Source organism: Paenibacillus periandrae (genome assembly GCF_022458865.1).
GTDB classification, from domain to species: domain Bacteria; phylum Bacillota; class Bacilli; order Paenibacillales; family NBRC-103111; genus Paenibacillus_S; species Paenibacillus_S periandrae.
In genome coordinates this window covers 25,259-44,691 of the sequence record NZ_JAJNMU010000016.1, presented here as the reverse complement: position 1 = coordinate 44,691, position 19,433 = coordinate 25,259, and the positions used below count along the sequence as shown (strand labels likewise).

Annotated in this window: 22 protein-coding genes; 13 read left to right on the top strand and 9 right to left on the bottom strand. The window is 44.6% G+C overall.

Annotated features, from left to right (window positions below; translation table 11 throughout):
- Positions 1-11 precede the first annotated feature (11 nt).
- Complete coding sequence (locus LRL21_RS25485) at positions 12-266, bottom strand: spore coat protein CotJB (RefSeq protein ID WP_240418594.1); 255 nt, start codon at positions 264-266, stop codon at positions 12-14.
- Between the two features lie 185 nt (positions 267-451).
- Between LRL21_RS25485 and LRL21_RS25480 the strand changes: the two genes are divergently transcribed.
- From LRL21_RS25480 to LRL21_RS25470, 3 genes are all read left to right on the top strand, one after another.
- The gene (locus tag LRL21_RS25480; RefSeq protein WP_240418593.1) at positions 452-1,267 is read left to right on the top strand and encodes a metal-dependent hydrolase; all 816 of its coding nucleotides are present in this window, start codon (positions 452-454) and stop codon (positions 1,265-1,267) included.
- A gap of 182 nt (positions 1,268-1,449) precedes the next feature.
- Complete coding sequence (locus LRL21_RS25475; protein WP_240418592.1) at positions 1,450-2,616, top strand: iron-containing alcohol dehydrogenase; 1,167 nt, start codon at positions 1,450-1,452, stop codon at positions 2,614-2,616.
- Positions 2,617-2,636: 20 nt separating this feature from the next.
- Positions 2,637-3,827 carry an MFS transporter gene (locus LRL21_RS25470; RefSeq protein ID WP_240418591.1) on the top strand — a complete coding sequence of 397 codons (1,191 nt, stop codon included), beginning with the start codon at positions 2,637-2,639 and terminating at the stop codon, positions 3,825-3,827.
- 181 nt (positions 3,828-4,008) lie between these two features.
- Here LRL21_RS25470 and LRL21_RS25465 read toward each other — a convergent pair whose 3' ends face one another.
- Positions 4,009-4,497: a hypothetical protein gene (locus LRL21_RS25465; RefSeq protein WP_240418590.1), complete on the bottom strand. Its 489-nt coding sequence runs from the start codon at positions 4,495-4,497 to the stop codon at positions 4,009-4,011.
- 137 nt (positions 4,498-4,634) lie between these two features.
- Here LRL21_RS25465 and LRL21_RS45785 point away from each other — a divergent pair, with 137 nt between their 5' ends.
- A complete protein-coding gene (locus LRL21_RS45785; RefSeq protein WP_275900900.1) occupies positions 4,635-4,769 on the top strand; it encodes a hypothetical protein in 135 nt (44 codons plus the stop codon).
- Here the strand turns inward: LRL21_RS45785 and LRL21_RS25460 are convergent.
- Positions 4,750-5,655 carry a DMT family transporter gene (locus LRL21_RS25460; protein WP_240418589.1) on the bottom strand — a complete coding sequence of 302 codons (906 nt, stop codon included), beginning with the start codon at positions 5,653-5,655 and terminating at the stop codon, positions 4,750-4,752. The two genes, LRL21_RS45785 and LRL21_RS25460, sit on opposite strands and share 20 nt — an antisense overlap.
- 172 nt (positions 5,656-5,827) lie before the next feature.
- Here LRL21_RS25460 and LRL21_RS25455 point away from each other — a divergent pair, with 172 nt between their 5' ends.
- A complete protein-coding gene (locus tag LRL21_RS25455; protein ID WP_240418588.1) occupies positions 5,828-8,062 on the top strand; it encodes a helix-turn-helix domain-containing protein in 2,235 nt (744 codons plus the stop codon).
- 21 nt (positions 8,063-8,083) lie between these two features.
- Here LRL21_RS25455 and LRL21_RS25450 read toward each other — a convergent pair whose 3' ends face one another.
- On the bottom strand, positions 8,084-8,362 hold the full coding sequence (locus LRL21_RS25450; protein ID WP_240418587.1) for a hypothetical protein: 279 nt from the start codon (positions 8,360-8,362) through the stop codon (positions 8,084-8,086).
- A gap of 268 nt (positions 8,363-8,630) precedes the next feature.
- Here LRL21_RS25450 and LRL21_RS25445 point away from each other — a divergent pair, with 268 nt between their 5' ends.
- From LRL21_RS25445 to LRL21_RS25430, 4 genes are all read left to right on the top strand, one after another.
- A complete protein-coding gene (locus LRL21_RS25445; protein WP_240418758.1) occupies positions 8,631-9,515 on the top strand; it encodes an ABC transporter permease in 885 nt (294 codons plus the stop codon).
- A gap of 15 nt (positions 9,516-9,530) precedes the next feature.
- Positions 9,531-10,433, top strand: a complete 903-nt coding sequence (locus LRL21_RS25440) for a carbohydrate ABC transporter permease (protein ID WP_240418586.1) — start codon at positions 9,531-9,533, stop codon at positions 10,431-10,433.
- 22 nt (positions 10,434-10,455) lie between these two features.
- Positions 10,456-12,087, top strand: a complete 1,632-nt coding sequence (locus LRL21_RS25435) for an ABC transporter substrate-binding protein (protein ID WP_240418585.1) — start codon at positions 10,456-10,458, stop codon at positions 12,085-12,087.
- Positions 12,088-12,241: 154 nt separating this feature from the next.
- Entirely contained in the window at positions 12,242-12,805 is a 564-nt protein-coding gene (locus LRL21_RS25430) for an FAD-dependent oxidoreductase (RefSeq protein WP_240418584.1), read from the top strand.
- A gap of 74 nt (positions 12,806-12,879) precedes the next feature.
- Here the strand turns inward: LRL21_RS25430 and LRL21_RS25425 are convergent, their stop codons facing one another.
- The 4 genes from LRL21_RS25425 to LRL21_RS25410 form a co-directional block, all read right to left on the bottom strand.
- Positions 12,880-13,200 carry a DUF2653 family protein gene (locus LRL21_RS25425; RefSeq protein ID WP_240418583.1) on the bottom strand — a complete coding sequence of 107 codons (321 nt, stop codon included), beginning with the start codon at positions 13,198-13,200 and terminating at the stop codon, positions 12,880-12,882.
- Entirely contained in the window at positions 13,197-13,658 is a 462-nt protein-coding gene (locus LRL21_RS25420; RefSeq protein WP_240418582.1) for a DUF2076 domain-containing protein, read from the bottom strand. Before LRL21_RS25420 ends, LRL21_RS25425 begins: the two co-directional genes overlap by 4 nt.
- 174 nt (positions 13,659-13,832) lie before the next feature.
- Positions 13,833-14,300: a type II toxin-antitoxin system VapC family toxin gene (locus tag LRL21_RS25415; RefSeq protein ID WP_240418581.1), complete on the bottom strand. Its 468-nt coding sequence runs from the start codon at positions 14,298-14,300 to the stop codon at positions 13,833-13,835.
- Positions 14,287-14,622, bottom strand: coding sequence for a hypothetical protein (locus LRL21_RS25410; RefSeq protein WP_240418580.1), 336 nt, complete (start codon positions 14,620-14,622; stop codon positions 14,287-14,289). The genes LRL21_RS25415 and LRL21_RS25410 overlap by 14 nt, the downstream gene beginning before the upstream one ends.
- Positions 14,623-14,781: 159 nt before the next feature.
- Here LRL21_RS25410 and LRL21_RS25405 point away from each other — a divergent pair, with 159 nt between their 5' ends.
- The gene (locus LRL21_RS25405; protein ID WP_240418579.1) at positions 14,782-15,696 is read left to right on the top strand and encodes a LysR family transcriptional regulator; all 915 of its coding nucleotides are present in this window, start codon (positions 14,782-14,784) and stop codon (positions 15,694-15,696) included.
- A gap of 133 nt (positions 15,697-15,829) precedes the next feature.
- On the top strand, positions 15,830-16,153 hold the full coding sequence (locus LRL21_RS25400) for an LPXTG cell wall anchor domain-containing protein (protein WP_240418578.1): 324 nt from the start codon (positions 15,830-15,832) through the stop codon (positions 16,151-16,153).
- A 59-nt stretch (positions 16,154-16,212) separates the two neighbouring features.
- Here LRL21_RS25400 and LRL21_RS25395 read toward each other — a convergent pair whose 3' ends face one another.
- Positions 16,213-16,779 (bottom strand): hypothetical protein, encoded by a 567-nt coding sequence (locus LRL21_RS25395; RefSeq protein ID WP_240418577.1) that lies wholly within the window; start codon positions 16,777-16,779, stop codon positions 16,213-16,215.
- Between the two features lie 216 nt (positions 16,780-16,995).
- Between LRL21_RS25395 and LRL21_RS25390 the strand changes: the two genes are divergently transcribed.
- Both LRL21_RS25390 and LRL21_RS25385 read left to right on the top strand, forming a co-directional pair.
- Positions 16,996-17,328 (top strand): ArsR/SmtB family transcription factor, encoded by a 333-nt coding sequence (locus tag LRL21_RS25390; RefSeq protein ID WP_076228684.1) that lies wholly within the window; start codon positions 16,996-16,998, stop codon positions 17,326-17,328.
- 111 nt (positions 17,329-17,439) lie between these two features.
- On the top strand, positions 17,440-19,164 hold the full coding sequence (locus tag LRL21_RS25385) for a SulP family inorganic anion transporter (RefSeq protein ID WP_240418576.1): 1,725 nt from the start codon (positions 17,440-17,442) through the stop codon (positions 19,162-19,164).
- The last annotated feature ends 269 nt before the right edge of the window (positions 19,165-19,433 follow it).

Here is a 19,433-nt window from a genome sequence, read left to right as displayed (position 1 = left end):
TTAGATGTTCATTACCTTGTCCAAGGTGCTTGGCCCCATGGCCAGACCTCATTAAGGCGGGGTTCATATTTATAAACTGCACCATTCGCAATAGCCAATTGGTTGCGAATTTCTTTACGTTGTTCACACAATTCATCATGCTGGGTTAATGCATTTGCATCCTGGGGATGCGAGTCCAAATATATAATCATGTCGACTAAGGCCAAATCGACTGCTTCCAATTGCTCTAATAATTCGCTGCTGTTTGCTTTAGATGACGTTTTCATAGGATTAGCTCCTCTTTTATATTGTAATGTTCTTCTAAGAAATATATAAACCTAATCTAATAATTTAAAACAGCCTGAGAATGATTAACAACCATTTTCATTTGTTAGCTCAACTATTATCGCTCGAGTTATATGAACATGTGTTCGCCTAAATGGGAGAAGCATGTTATACTAACAAGAGCTACATGCATTACGCACATCATGATATTGAAAGGAAGCGTACGAATGTTATGACGGGACGAACCCATCTAATTGTAAGCACAGGAGTCACTATGTCCCTGATGCAGCTGATTGGTCAGGGAGTTACACTGCCGGGCTTTGCCATTGCATTGGTCAGCTCACTGCTTCCTGATATTGATGAGCCTAACAGCCTATTATTGCAAAAGACGGTTCCCAATTCCCTGATCTTAAAATTGAAGTGGCTGCTAGCAGCTATCGGGGTAGGGTGGACCCTATATGCTTACCTGCAATCCTTTTTTCTTCCTTACAGCTATGGGATCGGCGTATTGTTAATCGCGATATGTTTGGCCAACCATCGCTTGTTTCGTCAATTGCTGATGGCTGCTCTTGGTGGTCTACTGCTGTATTTGGGTGCTGATGGCGGTCCTTGGCTGGCTGCTGTCGGAGCGCTGCTTATGGTTTGCTCTGTGCTTCCGCACCGCGGCTTGACGCATTCCATTTATGGCATTTTAATTTGGGGCGGTCTGCTCTATGCTGCCTCTGTTCAGTTGGATATTCCATTGTGGATAGCCGGGGTAGTTTCTTACACACTGCATTTGCTCTGCGACATGTTAACGAAGCATGGTATACAGCCACTTCCTCCATTCAAGTGGAAGCTCAAGATTCCGATGATGAGCACAGGTAAGTTCAGTGGCTTTCTAGTGGAAAATGTATGTATCACACTCACACTGGTCTTGCTATGGAATGCGTTTGTGACTCCGTTGGGCAGCCAGGTAAGAGCGATCTGGGATTCATTATGGTTTCAATTCGGCGGGATGTAAGGTGTTGGGTGATTCTCTTGGATGCAATTAGATAAATTTGATTTTGCTATAGTTACCCTCAGGTAAGTTGATAAAGCTGCGGTCAGTTATTTTAAAATGAACATCATAAGGATATAATGATTTGGAACCAACAAAGAATATACGGATGCACAGGATGCATACATAGAAGCGGAGGCGTACTAATGAATTCCTTTCAATTTCAGAATCCAACTCGAATTATATTTGGAGCCGGTACTGTAGACAAGCTAGGCGAGCAAATGGCTGAGTATGGAAAAAGAGTATTATTGGTATATGGCGGTGGCAGCATCAAAGCCAATGGGTTATATGATCAGGTACAGCAGCAGCTGCAGCAAATCGGAGCCGTCGTGCATGAGCTATCCGGGGTAGAGCCCAATCCTCGTGTATCAACAGTTCGCAAAGGCATTGAGTTGTGCCGCGAGCATACACTTGACTTTATATTAGCCGTAGGCGGCGGAAGTGTTCTTGATGCAGCCAAAGCGGTTGCTGTGGGTGTTCCATATGAGGGGGATGTATGGGATTTTCTGATGCACAAGGCACAGATCACATCAGCTTTGCCGCTCGGAACCATTTTAACTCTTTCAGCAACAGGCTCGGAAATGAACGGTAATTCCGTTATTACCAACTGGGAAGAAAATCTAAAAAAATCATTCGGAAGTATTCATGCTTATCCGAAATTCAGTATTCTGGACCCGACCTTGACGTATTCGGTGCCTGCCAATCAAACAGTCAATGGGATTGTCGACACGATGTCTCATGTCTTCGAGCAATATTTTTCACCAACAACCAATACGCCACTTCAGGAGCGGTTGTGTGAGTCCGTTCTGCAAACCGTTATCGAGAATGGGGAAATTGCACTGAAACAGCCTGACAACTATGAGGCACGTGCGAACCTGATGCTCTGCGGAACCTATGCACTGAACGGCGGTATGATCAGTGTCGGTATGCAAAACGATTGGTCCACACACATGATCGAGCATGAAATTAGTGCCATTTATGATATTGCGCATGCAGAGGGCTTGTCAATCGTATTCCCTAACTGGATGAAATATGTATTTAACGCACGTCTTGATCGTTTCGTTCAATTTGCTGTACGTGTGTGGCAGGTTGATCCGGCAGGCAAGACCGATGAGGAAATTGCACTCGCAGGTATTCAAGCAACACGCGATTACTTCACAAGAATTGGTGCCCCTGCAACTCTTGGCGACTTGAAGATTAATGGAAATGAGCTTGAACGGATGGCCAAGGAAACTGTTCGTTTTGGTTCGGTAGGTTCGTTCAAAACCCTGGACGCGGCTGCAGTTCACGAAATTTTGGAATTGAGCTTGTAATTGCTATTAGGAGAACCAGCATGAGCACCTTAAACAGCACGACGCCCTCCAGGGCGCAGCATATTATTTTTATTATAGTTACGGTATCCTTCTGGGCATCACTGTACACGTACGTCCCAATTCTGTCTCCTTATTTAGAACACCTGGGCGCGTCTTACAGTTTCGCCGGATTGGTATTGGGAAGCTACGGTCTTGTGCAAATTGTGCTGCGCCTGCCTCTCGGAATCGCCTCTGACCGGTTGAAGGCGCGAAAGCCGTTTATGATGCTCGGGATGTTGGCGACTTCACTAAGCTGTCTTTGCTTTGCTTGGGGAGAGCATATGGGCTGGGCACTTGCCGGAAGGATCATGTCCGGTATCGGCGCTTCCACCTGGGCGGCTTTTACTGTACTATATGCAAGTTATTTCAGGCAAGAGCATATGACGAGGGCTATGGGGTTAATCAGCTTGTTGACAGCTGCCGGGCAGCTGCTGGGGATGAGTATCAGCGGTTATCTGGTTGAGAAATGGGGATGGAGCTCCACCTTCTGGGCAGGCAGCTTTATCGGTATAGCAGGCTTGCTGGTGAGTGCGGGTATTCGTGAACCGAAGCAAAGTATTGCGCTGCAGCCGATTCGTCTCAGCGGCCTGCTGCAGGTGATGAAGGAGCCTCTTCTATTGAAGGTTTCTACGCTGTCGATATTGGCGCACAGTGTGCTATTTATTACGATGTTTGGTTTTACCCCATCGCTTGCCATTGCTCTTGGAGCCAATAAGTTTGATTTAACCTTGCTCGTATTTGCCTTTATGATACCTCACGCGATGACCTCCTTCCTGTCGGGGAGAGTACTGGCACCCAGATTTGGGTCGTGGCAAGTAGTAGCGGTTGCATTTGTATGCAGTGCTTTATGTACTATAGTGATGCCATTGGTAAACAATTTTTCCATGCTGCTCATTACACAAATATTTAACGGTTTTTTTCAGGGTCTTCATTTTCCTTTATTGCTGGGGCTCGTTATTCAGCATATCCAGCCGGAGAAGCGTGCAACAGCGATGGGCTTTTATCAAGCTGTTTATGCAACCGGCATGTTTGCCGGGCCCTTTATGGCGGGATGGCTTAATGAATTTGGCGGTCTGAATAGTGGATTTTATTTTGCAGGAATTCTTGGATTCGTAGCTGCGGCTTTGACTTGGACCTGGAAGAAATCGCAGGCTGAACATGAGCTTGGTTAAGCTATGAAATACACATAACCCCCGACTCCATTTCAGGAAATCGGGGGTTATTTCTGCGCAATTATTGATTATTTCCCGGGTAAGCGCACAACTCGATAAAACAGTACGAGCTTCGACATTTTAGTGCCGGTTCGCACCAAGAATCAACAGATTAAGCAAAAATATGTTCTGGATAACGCTTTCAATCCCCAACATCGGTGATCAGGGAAATAACTTTTTGCAGACGGATGTACTCATTTTTCTCTAGACCGGATCGGAAATAGCTGTACAAATAGGCAGCCTCATCAAAGCTTAAGGCGGGATGGCAAACAATTTCCTGAACAGAAAGCGGATTATCAATCAGTATTTGCCATTCACCAGCTCGCTCGGCAAGCGGAATTGTCGCCATAATATCGGATTTAATGGATACGATCTGTCTGAGCTCATCCCAGATGTGAAGCCAGGATGGGCTGAAAACGCCGGGCTCGGGAAATAATCGCTGTCCTTTATTTAGCCAGCCTATAACCTGCTCAATCTCCGCATCCTGCATAAACTTCAGCTTGTGCTTGATCCCCTCCAATAATTGATGAAAAGCGGAATATCCGCCGTTGTGCACCATTTGCTGATAATCAGCCTGCTCCTGCTCTGACTCCGCATAAATCAAGCTTTCCCAAGCGCTAGATTTCATCATTCGTTCAACCCCTTGACGTGGATACATGCACCGTATGAATATAGATTTAGTATAATTATGAATTTGATAAAAGTCTAGAAGTCCGGTGAATAAGTCTCGCTGCGCGGCCAAATATCCTTCCGATCGCTGTTGAAATCGTGAAACTGGATGAGATTAAGGGGTTTATTCACGATTTCAAAGGCGAACGCTTACGCTTCTCCAGGATCATTTGGCCGCTGCGCTCGTTATTCACCGGACTTCTAGCGGGTATTATTATGGAGCGGACTGCCTGAGCCGCAGCTTGCCATTGGCAGCATAAATGCCTGTGAGGATCAGAGCAGCTCCTACGAAATGGTAGATGTGAATACTTTCTCCGGTAAAGGCTGTAGCAAAGATGGTACTGAATAGGGGAATGAGATTGAGGAATCCGGCGCAGCGGGCAGGTCCGATGAGCGCAATCGATTGATTCCACGCCGAGAATGCGACTAAGGAAGCGAATACCCCAATATAGACGATACCTGAGCCGATACCGAGTGAAATATGCAGTACAGGCTTAACGAGCAGTGCTTCAACAATGGAAAGAGGAATCAGCAATACAACAGAAATCATAATCGTATACACAAATAATGCTTGGGCCGGAACCTGTTTGGCAGAACGCCGCATTCCTACGGAGTATAACGCCCAGCATAAAATCGCCGCAAGCATCCATAGATCGCCTTTATTAAAGGAAAGACCAACAAGCACATCCCAACTGCCGCGAGTGATCATCCACAACACACCCAGCATGGAAAGACCAATGCCCGGTATCGTTTTCAAGCTAATTGACTCCTTCAGCATTACCCAAGAAACCATAATGATCAGAATTGGTGTAGCTGCATTCATAACCGCCGCGTTGATCGAGCTCGTGTACTGTACAGCCATATATACAAGCGTATTGAAGCCTGCAACTCCGGTCAGCGATAGGAACGTGAGCATTTTCCATTTTTCTATAATTAGGGCACGATGCTTCCAGGCTTCCTTGGCATATAGGGGTGTTATCACGATTAACGCAATACACCAGCGCAAAGTAGCTAATAGAATGGGTGGGATATCCGCCACAAGTACTTTTCCAACAACAAAATTCCCGCCCCACAGACAGGTTGCCAATATTAATAACACGTAGGGTGATCGCCAGTTCATGATTGTAGAGCTCCTTTTCTTGCCGCGTATAAGTGACATTAGTGTAAATGCAAATAGTGAGGAATTGCAAGTTATTTGTATTGTGCAACAATAGGTTCTTATTGACCATTAAATGTTCGATTTATTCGTCTTATAATTGAATTACCAATTTAACCCAAAGGTGGGGTTGCGAATGAAAAAAGTATGGTACCAGCGGATGTTATGGTCGTATATTCCGATGTTTATGATTGTTGTCTGCTTTTTATTTTTCGTATTTTTCCAGACACTGGCAGAGCAAAACAAGAAGGACCTGTCTATGGCTAACCAGGTATTTACCCGACAGGTATTATACTACATTGACGCGACACTGCAATCCATTGATTATTTGGTTATTAATGAACTGTTGAATAATGAGCTGTTCAAGCAATTTTTTGAAGAAACGGATTCTGGTGATGTGCTGTTGAACTATAAAATTGCCGATAAGATTAAAAATTTGAAGCAGATGAATCCGTTGATTGATTCGATCTATCTGGTGCGTTACCATGACCAGTTTGTGTATAACGGCAATATTTTGAATGGCAGAGAAAGCTTTACGGACGCTGCTTTTGTTGATCAAATGAAGCGGGATCCCTATCCGAATCAATGGTCAAATTTGCGTAAATTTCGCGAGTTTGTAAGGATGGATACCAAGTCGGTTGTCAGTCTGGTTCGCCATTCCCCATCAAATGTAGAAAAAGGGGTGCTTGTTGTCAATGTGAGTACGGCCCAGCTGCAGAAAAAGGTGCTGGAGCTGTATCATAACTCATTTCGGTTCGTGAGCTTGTTCGACCGGAATGGGGAGCTGCTGTTCGACGACGGCCGTAGCCGGGATTCACAAATAGAGGACAACCAGATGATCTCGGCCGAAGCCTCAACTTACACAGGCTGGGTTATACGCAGCGGCTTGATGGCGGGGACGCTGATCAGTGTGGCCTCAACAGTTTCGGGATTTTGGATCGTTCTGGGAATTATAGCTTTTACACTGGGTATGATTTCGATTTTATATGTCACACGTAAAAACTATAAGCCGATCGACGAGCTGCTCTCGCGTATTCATGCCTATTCGCATCCGATGAAACCGATTATAGGTGGAGATACAATAGATGAATTTAAGGTGATTGGCACCGCTTTGGGAAGCCTGATGGAGCAATCGAACCGGATAGCCCAGCAGTATGAGGATGAGCTGCGAGTGCGTAAGAAATTGTTTTTCCACGAATTACTGAGAGGTGCACCGAAAATTCAGCTGACTGAATGGAGCACACAAATGCGCAGACTCCAGATGAGCGATACGTTTGAGCAACAGCTCGTTATTGTCGCAGAGATTGATCGGAGCACTGAATTTATTCAGGCTTATAGCGAACACGATCAATATTTGATTAAATTCGTAATGGCAAGCGCTTTCAAGGAGGTAATGGATAGTCATAGGATATCAGTTTGGATTGAATGGACGTCAGATCACCAGCTCAGTGCCATTGTAAGCAGGCCGAATGAGGAGGAAGCGACGAGCGATCTGATTTTTCATGCCTGTGAGCAAGTTCAGACCTGGTTAAAAGCTAACCTCAAATACACCGTCACGATAGCTTTGGGTACGATAGCAGAGCAGCCCGTTGATATAGCTCATTCCTATAAAGCTGCGCTGAGATCGCTGCAATATAAGGCCGTGCTTGGTCATAATCGAATTATTCTCCAAAAGGATTTGGAGCTTCACTCCCAGGAGGATCGTCTCAAATATGTTCAGCTTTTGCTTAAAATGATTGAAAGCTTCGGTATCTATCAAGAAAAATGGCAGCAGTGCCTGGAAGCCATTTTTTGCGAAATGAAAAAAGATATGCTTTCCAGGGAATTTATATTGATCGTGTTGAATGATTTGATCTGCTCATTAAAAAAGGAGCTAAGCAAAATGCCGAAGACCGGCAGCTGGATGGAGGAAGGAGAGCTGGAGAGGCTGGAACAGGCTATGGATCAGTTCGAAACGTTGGAAGAAATCCAACAGCAGTTTACCGAGGTTCTGAATAGTTGGTATCAGCGTGTGGAGGCATTCCATAATCGTGCACAGCTTCATGATTTACTTAGGGAGCTTAAACAATATATTGAGCAGAACTTTATGAATCCAGAGCTGTCGCTTGACCATCTGGGGCAGCAGTTTCGCATGAATGGCAAATATATCAGCTATGTATTTAAAGAAGAGTTCGGGGAAAAATTTATCGATTTTCTGACCCAAATCCGGATGCGACAAGCACAGCAATGGCTGTGTGAGACCGACTGGCCTATTCAGGATATTTCCGAAAAGGTAGGGTATGTCAATTCGATCTCATTTCGCCGAGTGTTTAAAAAACATGCGGGTGTATCACCCGGGGATTATCGCAAGGTGAAAAGTGTTTACAAATGATGCTTTTCAAATTATTACGAATTAAGTATGGTCTGCGAAAATCGCTTGCAGCATCCGTTGTCCTTGCAAAAGAAAACAGTTTGCCAACAGGAAAATGGATTGTTGATCAAAGACCAAGGGACCTCTAAATTGAAAATAAGCTCTAAGACCCCAACTATTGTAAAATTTAAATGAGTAAAGGAGGCCAACTTCACCAGCGAGTCCCAAAGGGATGATGGGTCCCCGAAAATACACAGCCTCACCACCAAGCATCACGCCAAAAGTAAAATGCTGTACCAACGCTGTAGAACCAACAACCATACAGCGAGTCCCAAAGGGACGATGCGTCCCCGAAAACTGGTAGCCTCACCACCAGCATCACACCAAAAGTTAAGCGTGTCCCGTAAGGGACGGAGCGAGCCAAACCGCACACAGCCTCACCACCAGCATCACACCAAAAGTAAAGCGCGTCCCGTAAGGGACGGAGCGGTCCAAACCGCACACTGTTTCGCATACCACCAAGGGAGTCCAGAGGGCCAAGCCCTTTGGGGCCCTCCCTTAGGGGAGGGTTTGGGAGGGGGAGCTTTCCATTAAAAGACACTGGCAACTGTATCTAATCGTCATTCTTCCGCTGCTGTACCTGGTCATCTTCAAGTACATCCCCATGTTTGGCGCCCAAATTGCATTCAAGGATTACAACGTAGTCAAGGGAATGTTGGGAAGCCCGTGGGTGGGATTGAAGCACTTCGAGCAGTTTTTTCAATCACCGAATTTTCCGGTTCTGATCCAAAATACATTATTTTTAAATCTCTATGCTCTGCTAGTGGGGTTTCCAGCTCCGATTATATTGGCACTGGCACTGAATGAGCTTCGGCAGGGGCTGTTCAAAAAAACAGTTCAAATGGTCACCTATGCGCCTTATTTTATTTCTACAGTGGTCATGGTTTCCATGATTATTATCTTTTTATCTCCACGGGTCGGTTTTGCTGGCAGTGTTTTGAAAGCGTTTGATATGGAGTCCGTAAATATTCTCGGGCTGCCGGAGCTGTTCAGACACATTTATGTGTGGTCAGATGTTTGGCAGCATACCGGCTATGGGGCAATCATTTACATGGCTGCACTGGCAGGAATCAATCCGCAGTTGTATGAGGCGGCTAAGGTGGACGGGGCATCGCGCCTGCAAAAAATATTCAACATCGATATTCCCGGAATCATGCCCGCGGCGGTCATTTTACTTATTTTAAACGTGGGTCAATTAATGAATGTCGGATTTGAAAAAGTATTTCTGCTGCAAAATCCGCTGAATACCGGTACGTCCGAAGTGATATCTACTTATGTTTACAAAATCGGCTTGATCGGCGCCAACTTTAGCTTCTCCGCAGCAATCGGTTTGTTCAATTCAGTAATTAACCTGATTTTGCTGCTGTTTGTGAACTTCATCGCCCGAAAAAGTTCCGAAACCAGCCTATGGTAGAGGAGGCCTGAGAACATGTCCAAATCGAATGCAATTCGTGAATCCCATGTAGATAAGCTTTTTCTGGCTTGTATTTATGTATTCCTGGGGGCTGTGCTTATAAGCGTACTGTACCCGCTTGTATACATTGTAAGCTCCTCCTTCAGTTCACCGCAGGCGGTAGTTTCGGGAAGAGTGTGGCTGTTTCCTGTTGATTTTAGTCTGGCGGGCTACGAGGCTGCGTTCAAAAATCCGCAAATAATGATCGGCTACCGCAATTCCGCCTTGTATACGATTGCTGGCGTCTGTATTAACATTATTTTAACGGTAATGCTCGCGTATCCATTAGCAAGAAAGGATTTTAAGGGCCGGAATGTGATCATGGTGCTGCTGGTCATTACGATGCTGTTTAACGGCGGGCTGATTCCCTACTATATGACGGTGAAAAGTGTAGGGATTCTCAATACGCCATGGGCGATGCTGCTGCCGCAGGCAATGGCGGTATGGCAGGTGATTATTGCCAGGACTTTTTTTCAAACGACGATACCGGAGGAATTGTATGAGGCTGCAGAGCTTGACGGGTGCAGTGATTTGCAATTTTTGTTAAGGGTCGTACTTCCCTTATCGAAGCCGATTATCGCAGTATTGGTGCTGATGTATGCAGTGGGCCATTGGAATGCTTATTTTGACGCGCTAATTTTCCTCAAATCCTCCAATCTGTTTCCGCTGCAAATCATATTGCGCAATATTTTGATTCTTAATAACATTGACGCTTCTTCGATGATGATCGATGCCAATCAAATGGCTGTTAGAGAAGGCCTGAAGGATTTGCTAAAGTTTTCCTTGATCGTCATCTCCAGCTTGCCTGTGCTGATTTTGTATCCTTTTATTCAAAAGCATTTTGTTAAAGGTATTATGATCGGGTCTCTTAAGGGATAAATTGAAATGAGGGAGCGTTATTATGAATAAAAAAATCACGGCATGCTGTGCATGGGCTCTAAGCCTGATGCTGCTCGTTACGGCTTGCAGCGGCAATCCCGAGGGGGATAAGGAAGCGGCACCCAAGGATGGCAATGCCCCGATAACTTTGTCTGTGTTCAGTGGACAGCGGGCGGATGTGGAAAATTTGGAGACGAATACATTCAGTAAATATGTCGAGAACAAATTGAATATCAAGTTCAAATGGGAGGTTGTTCCCAATGCCGGCCTGAATGACAAAAAGCAGCTGCTGCTGGCAAGCGGGGATTATCCGGAGCTGTTTTTGGATGGGAATTTGACACAGGCTGAGCAGTTGAAGTATGGGCAGCAGGGTGTGTTTATTCCACTGAATGACCTGATCGATCAATATGCGCCCAACGTAAAAAAAGCGTTCAAGGACATCCCGTATTTACAAAAGGGGATTACGGCGCCGGACGGTAAAATATATTCGATACCGCAGATTAACGAATGCTATCATTGCTGGTATGCACAAAAGATGTGGATCAACACGAAGTGGCTGGAAAAGCTCGGCTTAAGCATGCCAACCACGACTGAGGAATACTACCAAGTATTGAAGGCCTTCAAAGAGAAGGACCCTAACGGCAATGGCAAAGCAGACGAAATTCCACTTAGCGGCGCAGGGGATCCAGCAACATGGCATGGCAATATTGACGGATTTCTGATGTCGGCATTTATTTATAACAATTCCGCAGATTATTTCACGATGAAGGATGGCAAGGTGGATTTTGCACCCAATAAGCCAGAATGGAAAAAGGGCTTGGAATATATGAATCGTCTATACAAGGAGGGTCTGATCGATCAAGCCTCATTTACACAAAATCAGGATGGCTTGAAGCAGCTGGGCAATAATCCGGATACGGCGATCCTCGGCTCATTTACGGCAGGACACATCGGGATGGTTGTCGATACGGCTCCAGGTAAAACACGACATAAGGATTATGATGCGGTTCCGCCGCTCAAAGGGCCGGATGGCGTGCAGCTGAGCGGGTATTTTGCAGGGGTTGGCAACGGGACGTTTGCTATTACCAACAAAGCTTCAAAGGAAAAAGCAATAGCAGCCATGAAGCTCGCCGATTATATGTATACGGAGGAAGCTGCTTTGTTATCGATATTTGGACCGGAAGGAAAATGGTGGTCCAAAGCCAAGCCAGAGGAGAAGGATGTTCGCGGACGTCCAGCCAAATATATAACGGCTCCGGAATTTGATTCGATTCAGCAGCAAAATGAACATTGGAGCCAGATGGGGTCGTCGCTGCGGACACGTGATTATCGGGAATCGTTTGCCGTGCCTCAGGATCCACTCGGAAATGGCGGCTATGAATACCGGCTGTATTTGGCAACGCAAAAGTATGAGAAGTACCAACCAAAAGAGATGTATCCGATAAGCATCTTCATGGACCCTCAGGATGCCGATGCAGCGAATCAGCTGCGAACAACGATCAATGCCTATGTCAAAACGTCGATGGTCGAGTTTATTATTGGCCGTAAAAATCTCAATAATGACTGGGATGCCTATGTGAAAGGACTTGATGGTCTGAATCTGCCGCAATATATGAAAATTTACCAAAAAGCCTACGACAGTGTTTATAAGTAAAGCTTCTGATCGAAGCCTATTCGGTGAAGATACATCCGTGTTTTAGCGGTGATTTTGACTTTGATCGGGGCTTTGTGTAGCATAGAAATTACCGACAAGCTATAGCTGCATCAGTGGAAATAACAGGAATAATAATTGAAGGGAGAAGTTCAGAATGTACGATATTATTGTAATTGGAGCGGGTCCTGCAGGGGCGAGTGCGGCGTTATTCGCGGCAAAAGCAGGGAAGAAAACATTGGTTATCGACAATGATCAAAGCATTACCAAACGTGCCTGGGTTGAAAATCATTATGGTGTATCGGAAATAACCGGACCGGACCTGATTGAACTCGGGAAAAAGCAGGCTGCCAAATTCGGAGCCGAATTCATTCAAGGAAAAGCGATTCAAATCGCTAAAGCCTCGGAGGGCTTTCAGGTTGGGACCGAAGGTGCACACTATGAGGGCAAGCATCTCATTCTGGCAACGGGTGTACTTACCGACCTTGCGCAGCAAATCGGGATTGAAACCAAACCGGCAACTGAACCTCGCATTAAAACGATATATGCCACTACACCAGAAGGCAAAACTTCGGTTGAAGGTATCTGGGCAGCGGGAACAGCAGCAGGTGTGAGTGTGCATACGATCATTACTGCCGGAGATGGCGCAAAGGTAGCGATTAATGTCATTAGTGAAATCAACGGTGAGCGTTATGTTGATCACGATATGATTAAATCCTGATCATTTTGTATATGTAAATTTAAGCACATTAAGAATGCTGCCGAATGAATTCGTCAGCATTCTTTTTTGTAGGGCTAATACGTTTTTTTTGTTAGTAAAAGGTTTTCGATCTCTGCTGCGAATCCGGTTTCCTCCTCATAAAATAACTGAATCACTAGTTGATTAGGGTCAAAATGATGATACTCTTCCAAGTAAAGGGCCGCACCATCTATAATGTCCTGCTCCGATAGCTGATAGTTCTTTTGATTGTTGGATGTATGCAGAGTTGCTGTAATTCCTTTTCCTTCCTCGTGATGCAATTCGGCTTGAATATTTTCAATAACCTCATGGTAGGTAATGGCACCAAATACACAGGTTGAATCGATGAGATCCTGTTCATTAAAAATAATTTTCATCTGTTTTTCTCCCTGTAATTTTTAAACCATCTATAGCCGAAGTAGATGATAACACCCCAAAAAAGAATCCCGATGAGCGAAAAACCCCCCCCTCCACCACCAAAACCAAAAGGATTCAACAAATGTCCAATGATAGCTCCAGTTGCAAGCCCTCCTAAGAAACCACCCCAGCGACTTGTTGGGCTCGCCTGTTGTCCCGATTGATTTCTTGGATTGCGTGTTACATTGCTGGAAGGGGATCTTGGTCCGGTCGTATACCCATTTCCTGGGGTAGCCCTATTACCTCCTGAAAATGATCCAGAGGGTGAACGATAGCTGCCTCTATTTCTTGATAGGGGTTGGATTTGCTCTTGATCAGACTCTTGAATCTGAATGGAAGGACTTTTGATTTCACTGGCTGAAACGGTTGACAAATGGAAACATAAAAGAAGGGTCAGACAGCCTAAATATTTCTTCATTCCAAACCTCCTTCGAATGAGCTGTTTGTAACTAAACCTATATTTCCGCATCCTTTCCCTGATTATTCACGTATATCCAGATCACAGTTATAATAGAAGAAATAGTAAATAAACCGCAGCTCCGATTAGCGGAACTCCGGTTTATTTATTAGTCAATTTGCGTCTTAACAACATCTACACTCCGCTCGGCATCACTTTGATTTCGCCATCCAGCTTCGGGAGAAAAGAATGGTTCGGATTAAAGGTGAAAATCCGTTTGACCTGATAAGAGAGCATAACGACAGCCGTTAACGCCTCACTTAATGACAGGCGAAGCTCGGGACAGCTTCCAATGAGCTGCTTGGATTCTTGCTCAAGCTCAGGGCTACCGGATATCACCTTAAGGACACCTTTGGCAACAGACTGATCGATAATATCGATAAAAAATTGCGCATGATCAAAGCTGCAGCGATTTCGCAGCCACTGATGCGTATCAAATATCACATAATTCGTTGTAATGAGCGGACGCTCCAAATCATCAAGGTCAAGAAAAAGCGCTCTTGCCCGATTGTAGTCGGTTTGTTGTTCATCCATGAGGGCTGTCAATGCGGTCTGATCCAAAAAAACAGCCTGATGGTAATTTATTTCCTCAATCCTCGGCATACGGTTCACCTCCGTAGCGGTTAAATTCCCTGCTTGTTAATTGGTCCAGATAGAGCAAGGGATTGCGCTCCAGCTGTTGAATGGTAATGATTTGCTGTGGCATGGTTTGGGCTTGCACCCAATGCTGCTGCAAAATATCATTAATCACGGCACTTACCGTTGTTTGCTGTTGTTCTGCAAGATCATGACACTTATCAAGAAGAACGGGATCGAGATCGAGAATAGTGGCTTCTTGTTTGTCCTCGGAACCGGATATGAGTTGACTGGCAGCTGTTTTCCATTGTTCCAGACGGCTATGCAGCTTTTGTTTGGCATTATCCATCAAGTAAGCACCTCCTTATTCTGTATAAGCTTCGAATAAACTTTTCTTTTTCGGGGTATATCGGATAATGAACGGTATATGTATTGACTCCATAATCTGATAATGATAATCTTTATCAATAAGAAGTAGCTTTGCAGTTTTTCTACCACATTGAGGTGTATGAATCTGAAAATATTAGAAAAGATTGAAACTTTCATTGTTCTTGCCGATTGCAGTTCGTTTACGGAAACTGCGAGACGTCTTTATTGCTCCCAGCCCACGATCAGTAATCATATCCAACAGCTGGAAGAAATGTTCAAAACGACACTGTTCCACCGTTCAGGCAAAACCGTGCAGTTAACGAAGCAGGGTGAGATTTTGCTGAATTATGCGAAGCTCATGACCGAGCTGGTTGATGAAGCGTCGATCAAGATCAAAAATGTTTCCCAACAGGAATCGATCCTGTCGGTTTATGTGAGCAATTATATTGCCGGATATTTTTTTACAGATATTTTGATGCATTTTCATGTTGCTTTTCCGAAGCAATTACTTGAAGTCTATACACATTGCTATGAGGATTTGGTGCGTTGTCTTCGTGAGGGCAGGACGAACCTTGCGTTCATGCCGATTTATGCAAAGGATGAATATATACATAATCAATACGACATTTCGGTGCTTTTTGAAGATGATTTTTTACTCATTTTACCAGCAGGTCATCCGTGGGCCCTTAGAAAGGTAATTTACTGCAGAGATTTGCAAAATCAAACGATACTGCTGCCACAAAGCCCATATTTGCAGCAGTACATTGCCGAGCAGTTGGAGAAGCATCAGGTTAAGGTGCGGTTTTTACAAATGAGTAATTTTGAAATGATCAAGAGAGCTGTAAAATCTCAGCTGGGCTTAGCTTTTCTTCCCTATACAACGGTCGCAGATGATAAGAAAATCGGTGAGCTTGAGGTCAGGAAGGTAGCTTCGTTGAATCTGAAAAGGACGAACGGTTTTGTAGTGCGCAAGCAGGCCAAGCTGACACCTGCGGAAATCGCTTTTTGCAAGGACGTGGAACGATACTTTCATGTGAAACAGAGCGCTCTTTAGAGAAAGAGCGTTTTTCATTTTGTGTCCGAATTCGTTCTATAAGAATTGTTTGATAATGAATCAGAAAATTTTATGATAGCCAATAACCGCTTATATACAGCGTTATTATCAATAATGTGGTCAGTAATATCCATTGATTGATATTCATTATCATTTGGCTTCGGTTGATCCGACCGTATGGAAAGGCAAAAACATCATTTCCTCCTGGTTGACCAAAGAGAATGGCACTACGGATCAGCTGCAGCTGGTCACGTTCAAGCAGCAGTCTGCCAATCAGACGGCAAAGGGAAATGACAGTCAGTCATCAACACACAACCATGCTAGGCATACCGGCGATTCGGATGCAGCCCAGACGGCCGGCTCGCCAGGGTTTCCCTACTTTCCTGCAGCCATTGGGGCGGTAATCGTGCTGCTTGCAGTATGGCTATTTGCTAAGAGAAAACGGAAAATGGTATAGCTTAAGCATGTTCATACAATGAGGCCCACTGTGATAAACGGATGCAGCGGGCTTTTTTCTCATGAATTCACACTGGACTCAGTATCTTTGCGGTAGCTGGCCAAAGCTTGATTAAACCGGGAAAAATCCTTTGATAACAATCGCAATTTATTTTTAATAGTGGTCTGTTTCTCAGGACTTTTCCAATAAAATAACTCGTCCAGGCAACTATCGATTTGTTCCCTCAAGTCAAGAATATAACGTTTTTGCGGATGCAGCAGGGACAAGGCATTTAAATCCTCCGCAAGCTCGTGACTCAGAAATTGAAGGTTTCGTTTGGGCAAGGCTTTGGATATAGGGAAAATATCGGGTGTGTTATCCATACGATAATTACGACCAGGGACCTGTCTCCAGAATTCAGTCCATTCCTGATAAAGCCCCGTTTCATATAGAAAAAATCCAAGAAATCCGCATAGCCATGCCGTGCAGCTTGTATTTCTAAGGGTACAGCCCCTTCCATCAGCCAGATGAACACATCCGCTGCAGCATGAACCCCCATTCATAATACATACCTTGCATACCTGTTCGGAGCCAACCCTTTGTAAAAAATCAAGGCCTTGATCAATAACAAGCTGTCTAGTGGTCATATGATTAATTCCTCATTTGTATTTAAGTATACCTGCTCGATATGTGATCTAGTTAATACTAAATATCTTGTTATTTGAATATAAGGAGTTTGCATAAAAAAAGCAAGCTATTGTTCCTGCTTAAAAAAATGTCGATTAGTGTGGATGAAAGTTGTACAGGAATCGTTTTATGATATGATAATATTTATATATTTGAATCTATGAGGAGAAATCACTATGAACCTTGAGCTCCAGCAATTTAAAGCTGATTTTTACAAAGCGTTGGCCCATCCGATGAGAATTCGCATCCTTGAAGTTCTTTGCGAGGGAGATAAGAATGTCAATGAGATACAAGCTATTATCGGCAGTGAAGGCTCAGCAGTTTCGCAGCAGCTTTCAGTATTAAGAAATAAAAATGTTGTCTATGGCAGCAAAGAGGGGACAACGGTGGTATACAGCCTACGTGATCCCTTGGTGAAGGACTTGCTGCAGGTTACCAAACAAATATTTGATAACCATCTGGTGGGCACCATTTCGCTTCTGGAAAGCATGCGAGCCTCAGAACAATAGGCTCTTTACACCGGTGTAAGGTTCTTCAGAATGAGGTATTGATTTTTTTGTTTATTAGTCTTATTATTGCTATATATTCAAATAATCAAATATATGAGAAGAAGGGTTGTTATGAAGGGGTATGGGAGATTTGAAGGCTATAATTATCAAATGCTGCGTCGAGACCTCATATCAGGATTAATAGTCGCCGTTGTTGCCATCCCTCTTGGGATGGCTTTTGCTATTGCCTCCGGGGTAAAGCCGCAGTTTGGCATTTACACGACAATTGTGGCCGGTATTCTTATCTCACTGCTTGGTGGCTCCAAATTCCAGATTGGTGGTCCGACAGGCGCGTTTATTCCGATTTTATTTGCTATTGTGATGCAGTATGGGTACGAAGATTTACTGATAGCCGGTATGATGGGAGGCATCCTTCTGGTCTTGATGGGGATATTGAGGCTTGGGGTGTTGATCAAGTACATTCCGCGACCTGTCACGATCGGATTTACTTCGGGTATCGCCGTTATTATCTTTACGGGTCAGATTGGTAATTTTCTGGGGCTGACAAACTTGGAGCGCCATGAGGGTTTTGTTTCGAACATGAAGGAATTGGTGCTGCATATATCTACGGCGAATGTGTGGACTATGCTAACAGCCCTTATCAGCTTAGGGGTTATTCTTGTTATGCCCAAACTGAGTGCTAAAATTCCGGGTTCATTAGTAGGGTTAATTGTTTCGGCAATCGTAGCGGCCTTATTATTCAGAGGTGAAGTGGCTACAATCGGATCAACCTATGGGGACATTCCAAGCACCCTGCCCAGCCTCCAGCTACCTCAGCTATCCTTCGATAAAATCATCGGGCTGCTCCCGTCCGCTTTTGTCATTGCGATGCTTGGCGGGATTGAATCCTTGTTGTCGGCTGTTGTCGCAGATGGAATGACAGGCAGCCGACACAACAGCAACAAGGAGCTGATCGGTCAAGGAATCGCGAATATGGTGACTCCTTTATTTGGGGGGATACCGGCAACAGGCGCGATTGCGCGAACAGCAACGAATATTAAAAATGGTGCCGCATCGCCTATGTCCGGTGTTGTACATGGTATTGTTGTATTATTGATCCTGATCTTATTTGCTCCGTTGGCCTCGGCCATTCCTCTAGCCAGCATGGCACCGATCCTGATGGTTGTGGCCTGGAATATGAGTGAACGTAAGCATTTTGCAGAAATACTCAAAACCAGAACCAGTGACTCTGTTGTGCTCGTCATCACGTTCCTGCTTACGGTATTTACAGATTTAACAATGGCAGTTGTAATTGGATTGATTATGGCAGTGCTTCTGTTTGTCAAACGGATGAGCGATACGCTGGGAGTAGCCAAGGTGCTTCCAGATCCGTCTCTGAAGCATGAAAAAGTAAAATCCTATATGGTGAGCGAAGGCCATGATTGCCCACAGCTGAGTATATATTCGATTGACGGTCCTTTATTTTTTGGTGTAGCGAGCACGTTTGAGCATTCAATTATGGATTCCCTCCAAGAACATCACCGAATGCTGCTGCTTCGTATGGCAAGGGTACCCTTCATGGACTCGACAGGAGCGGCGAACCTGGCCCATATTGTGAAGCATGTTACCCATGCAGGCGGGATCGTGCTCATTTCTGGTATTCAACATCAACCAAGAGCTTTCATGAAAAAGACAGGCCTTGATGTGGAAATTGGGCATGACCATTTCTTCGAGCATACAGGGGAAGCCATCAATTATGCTCTGAAAAGGCTCGATTACAACAAATGCGTGGGCTGCCAACATTTTGCCTTTCGGGAATGTGCGGCGTTATCAAGTCCTGCCCAAAAGGCGGAATAAGAATCTCATGGGTCAAGTCATCGTAACAGAATTTTTTTAAATACAAACAGGTTCCATCATAAGCAAATGTTATTCATAGATCTAATTTTCGTTCAAGCGAAGATTAGGTCTTTTTTCTATTTCCCAACTGATGGTTAACGAATGGAATTCCTCTGAAGGATAGGCTATTGGCCGCCTTGACTATAGACATATCAAGAAAAGTCCAAGTTTTTCAAAAATGTACTAATGCATGAAAAGCTTTTTTACAAAAAAGTCCAATTGATGGTTAT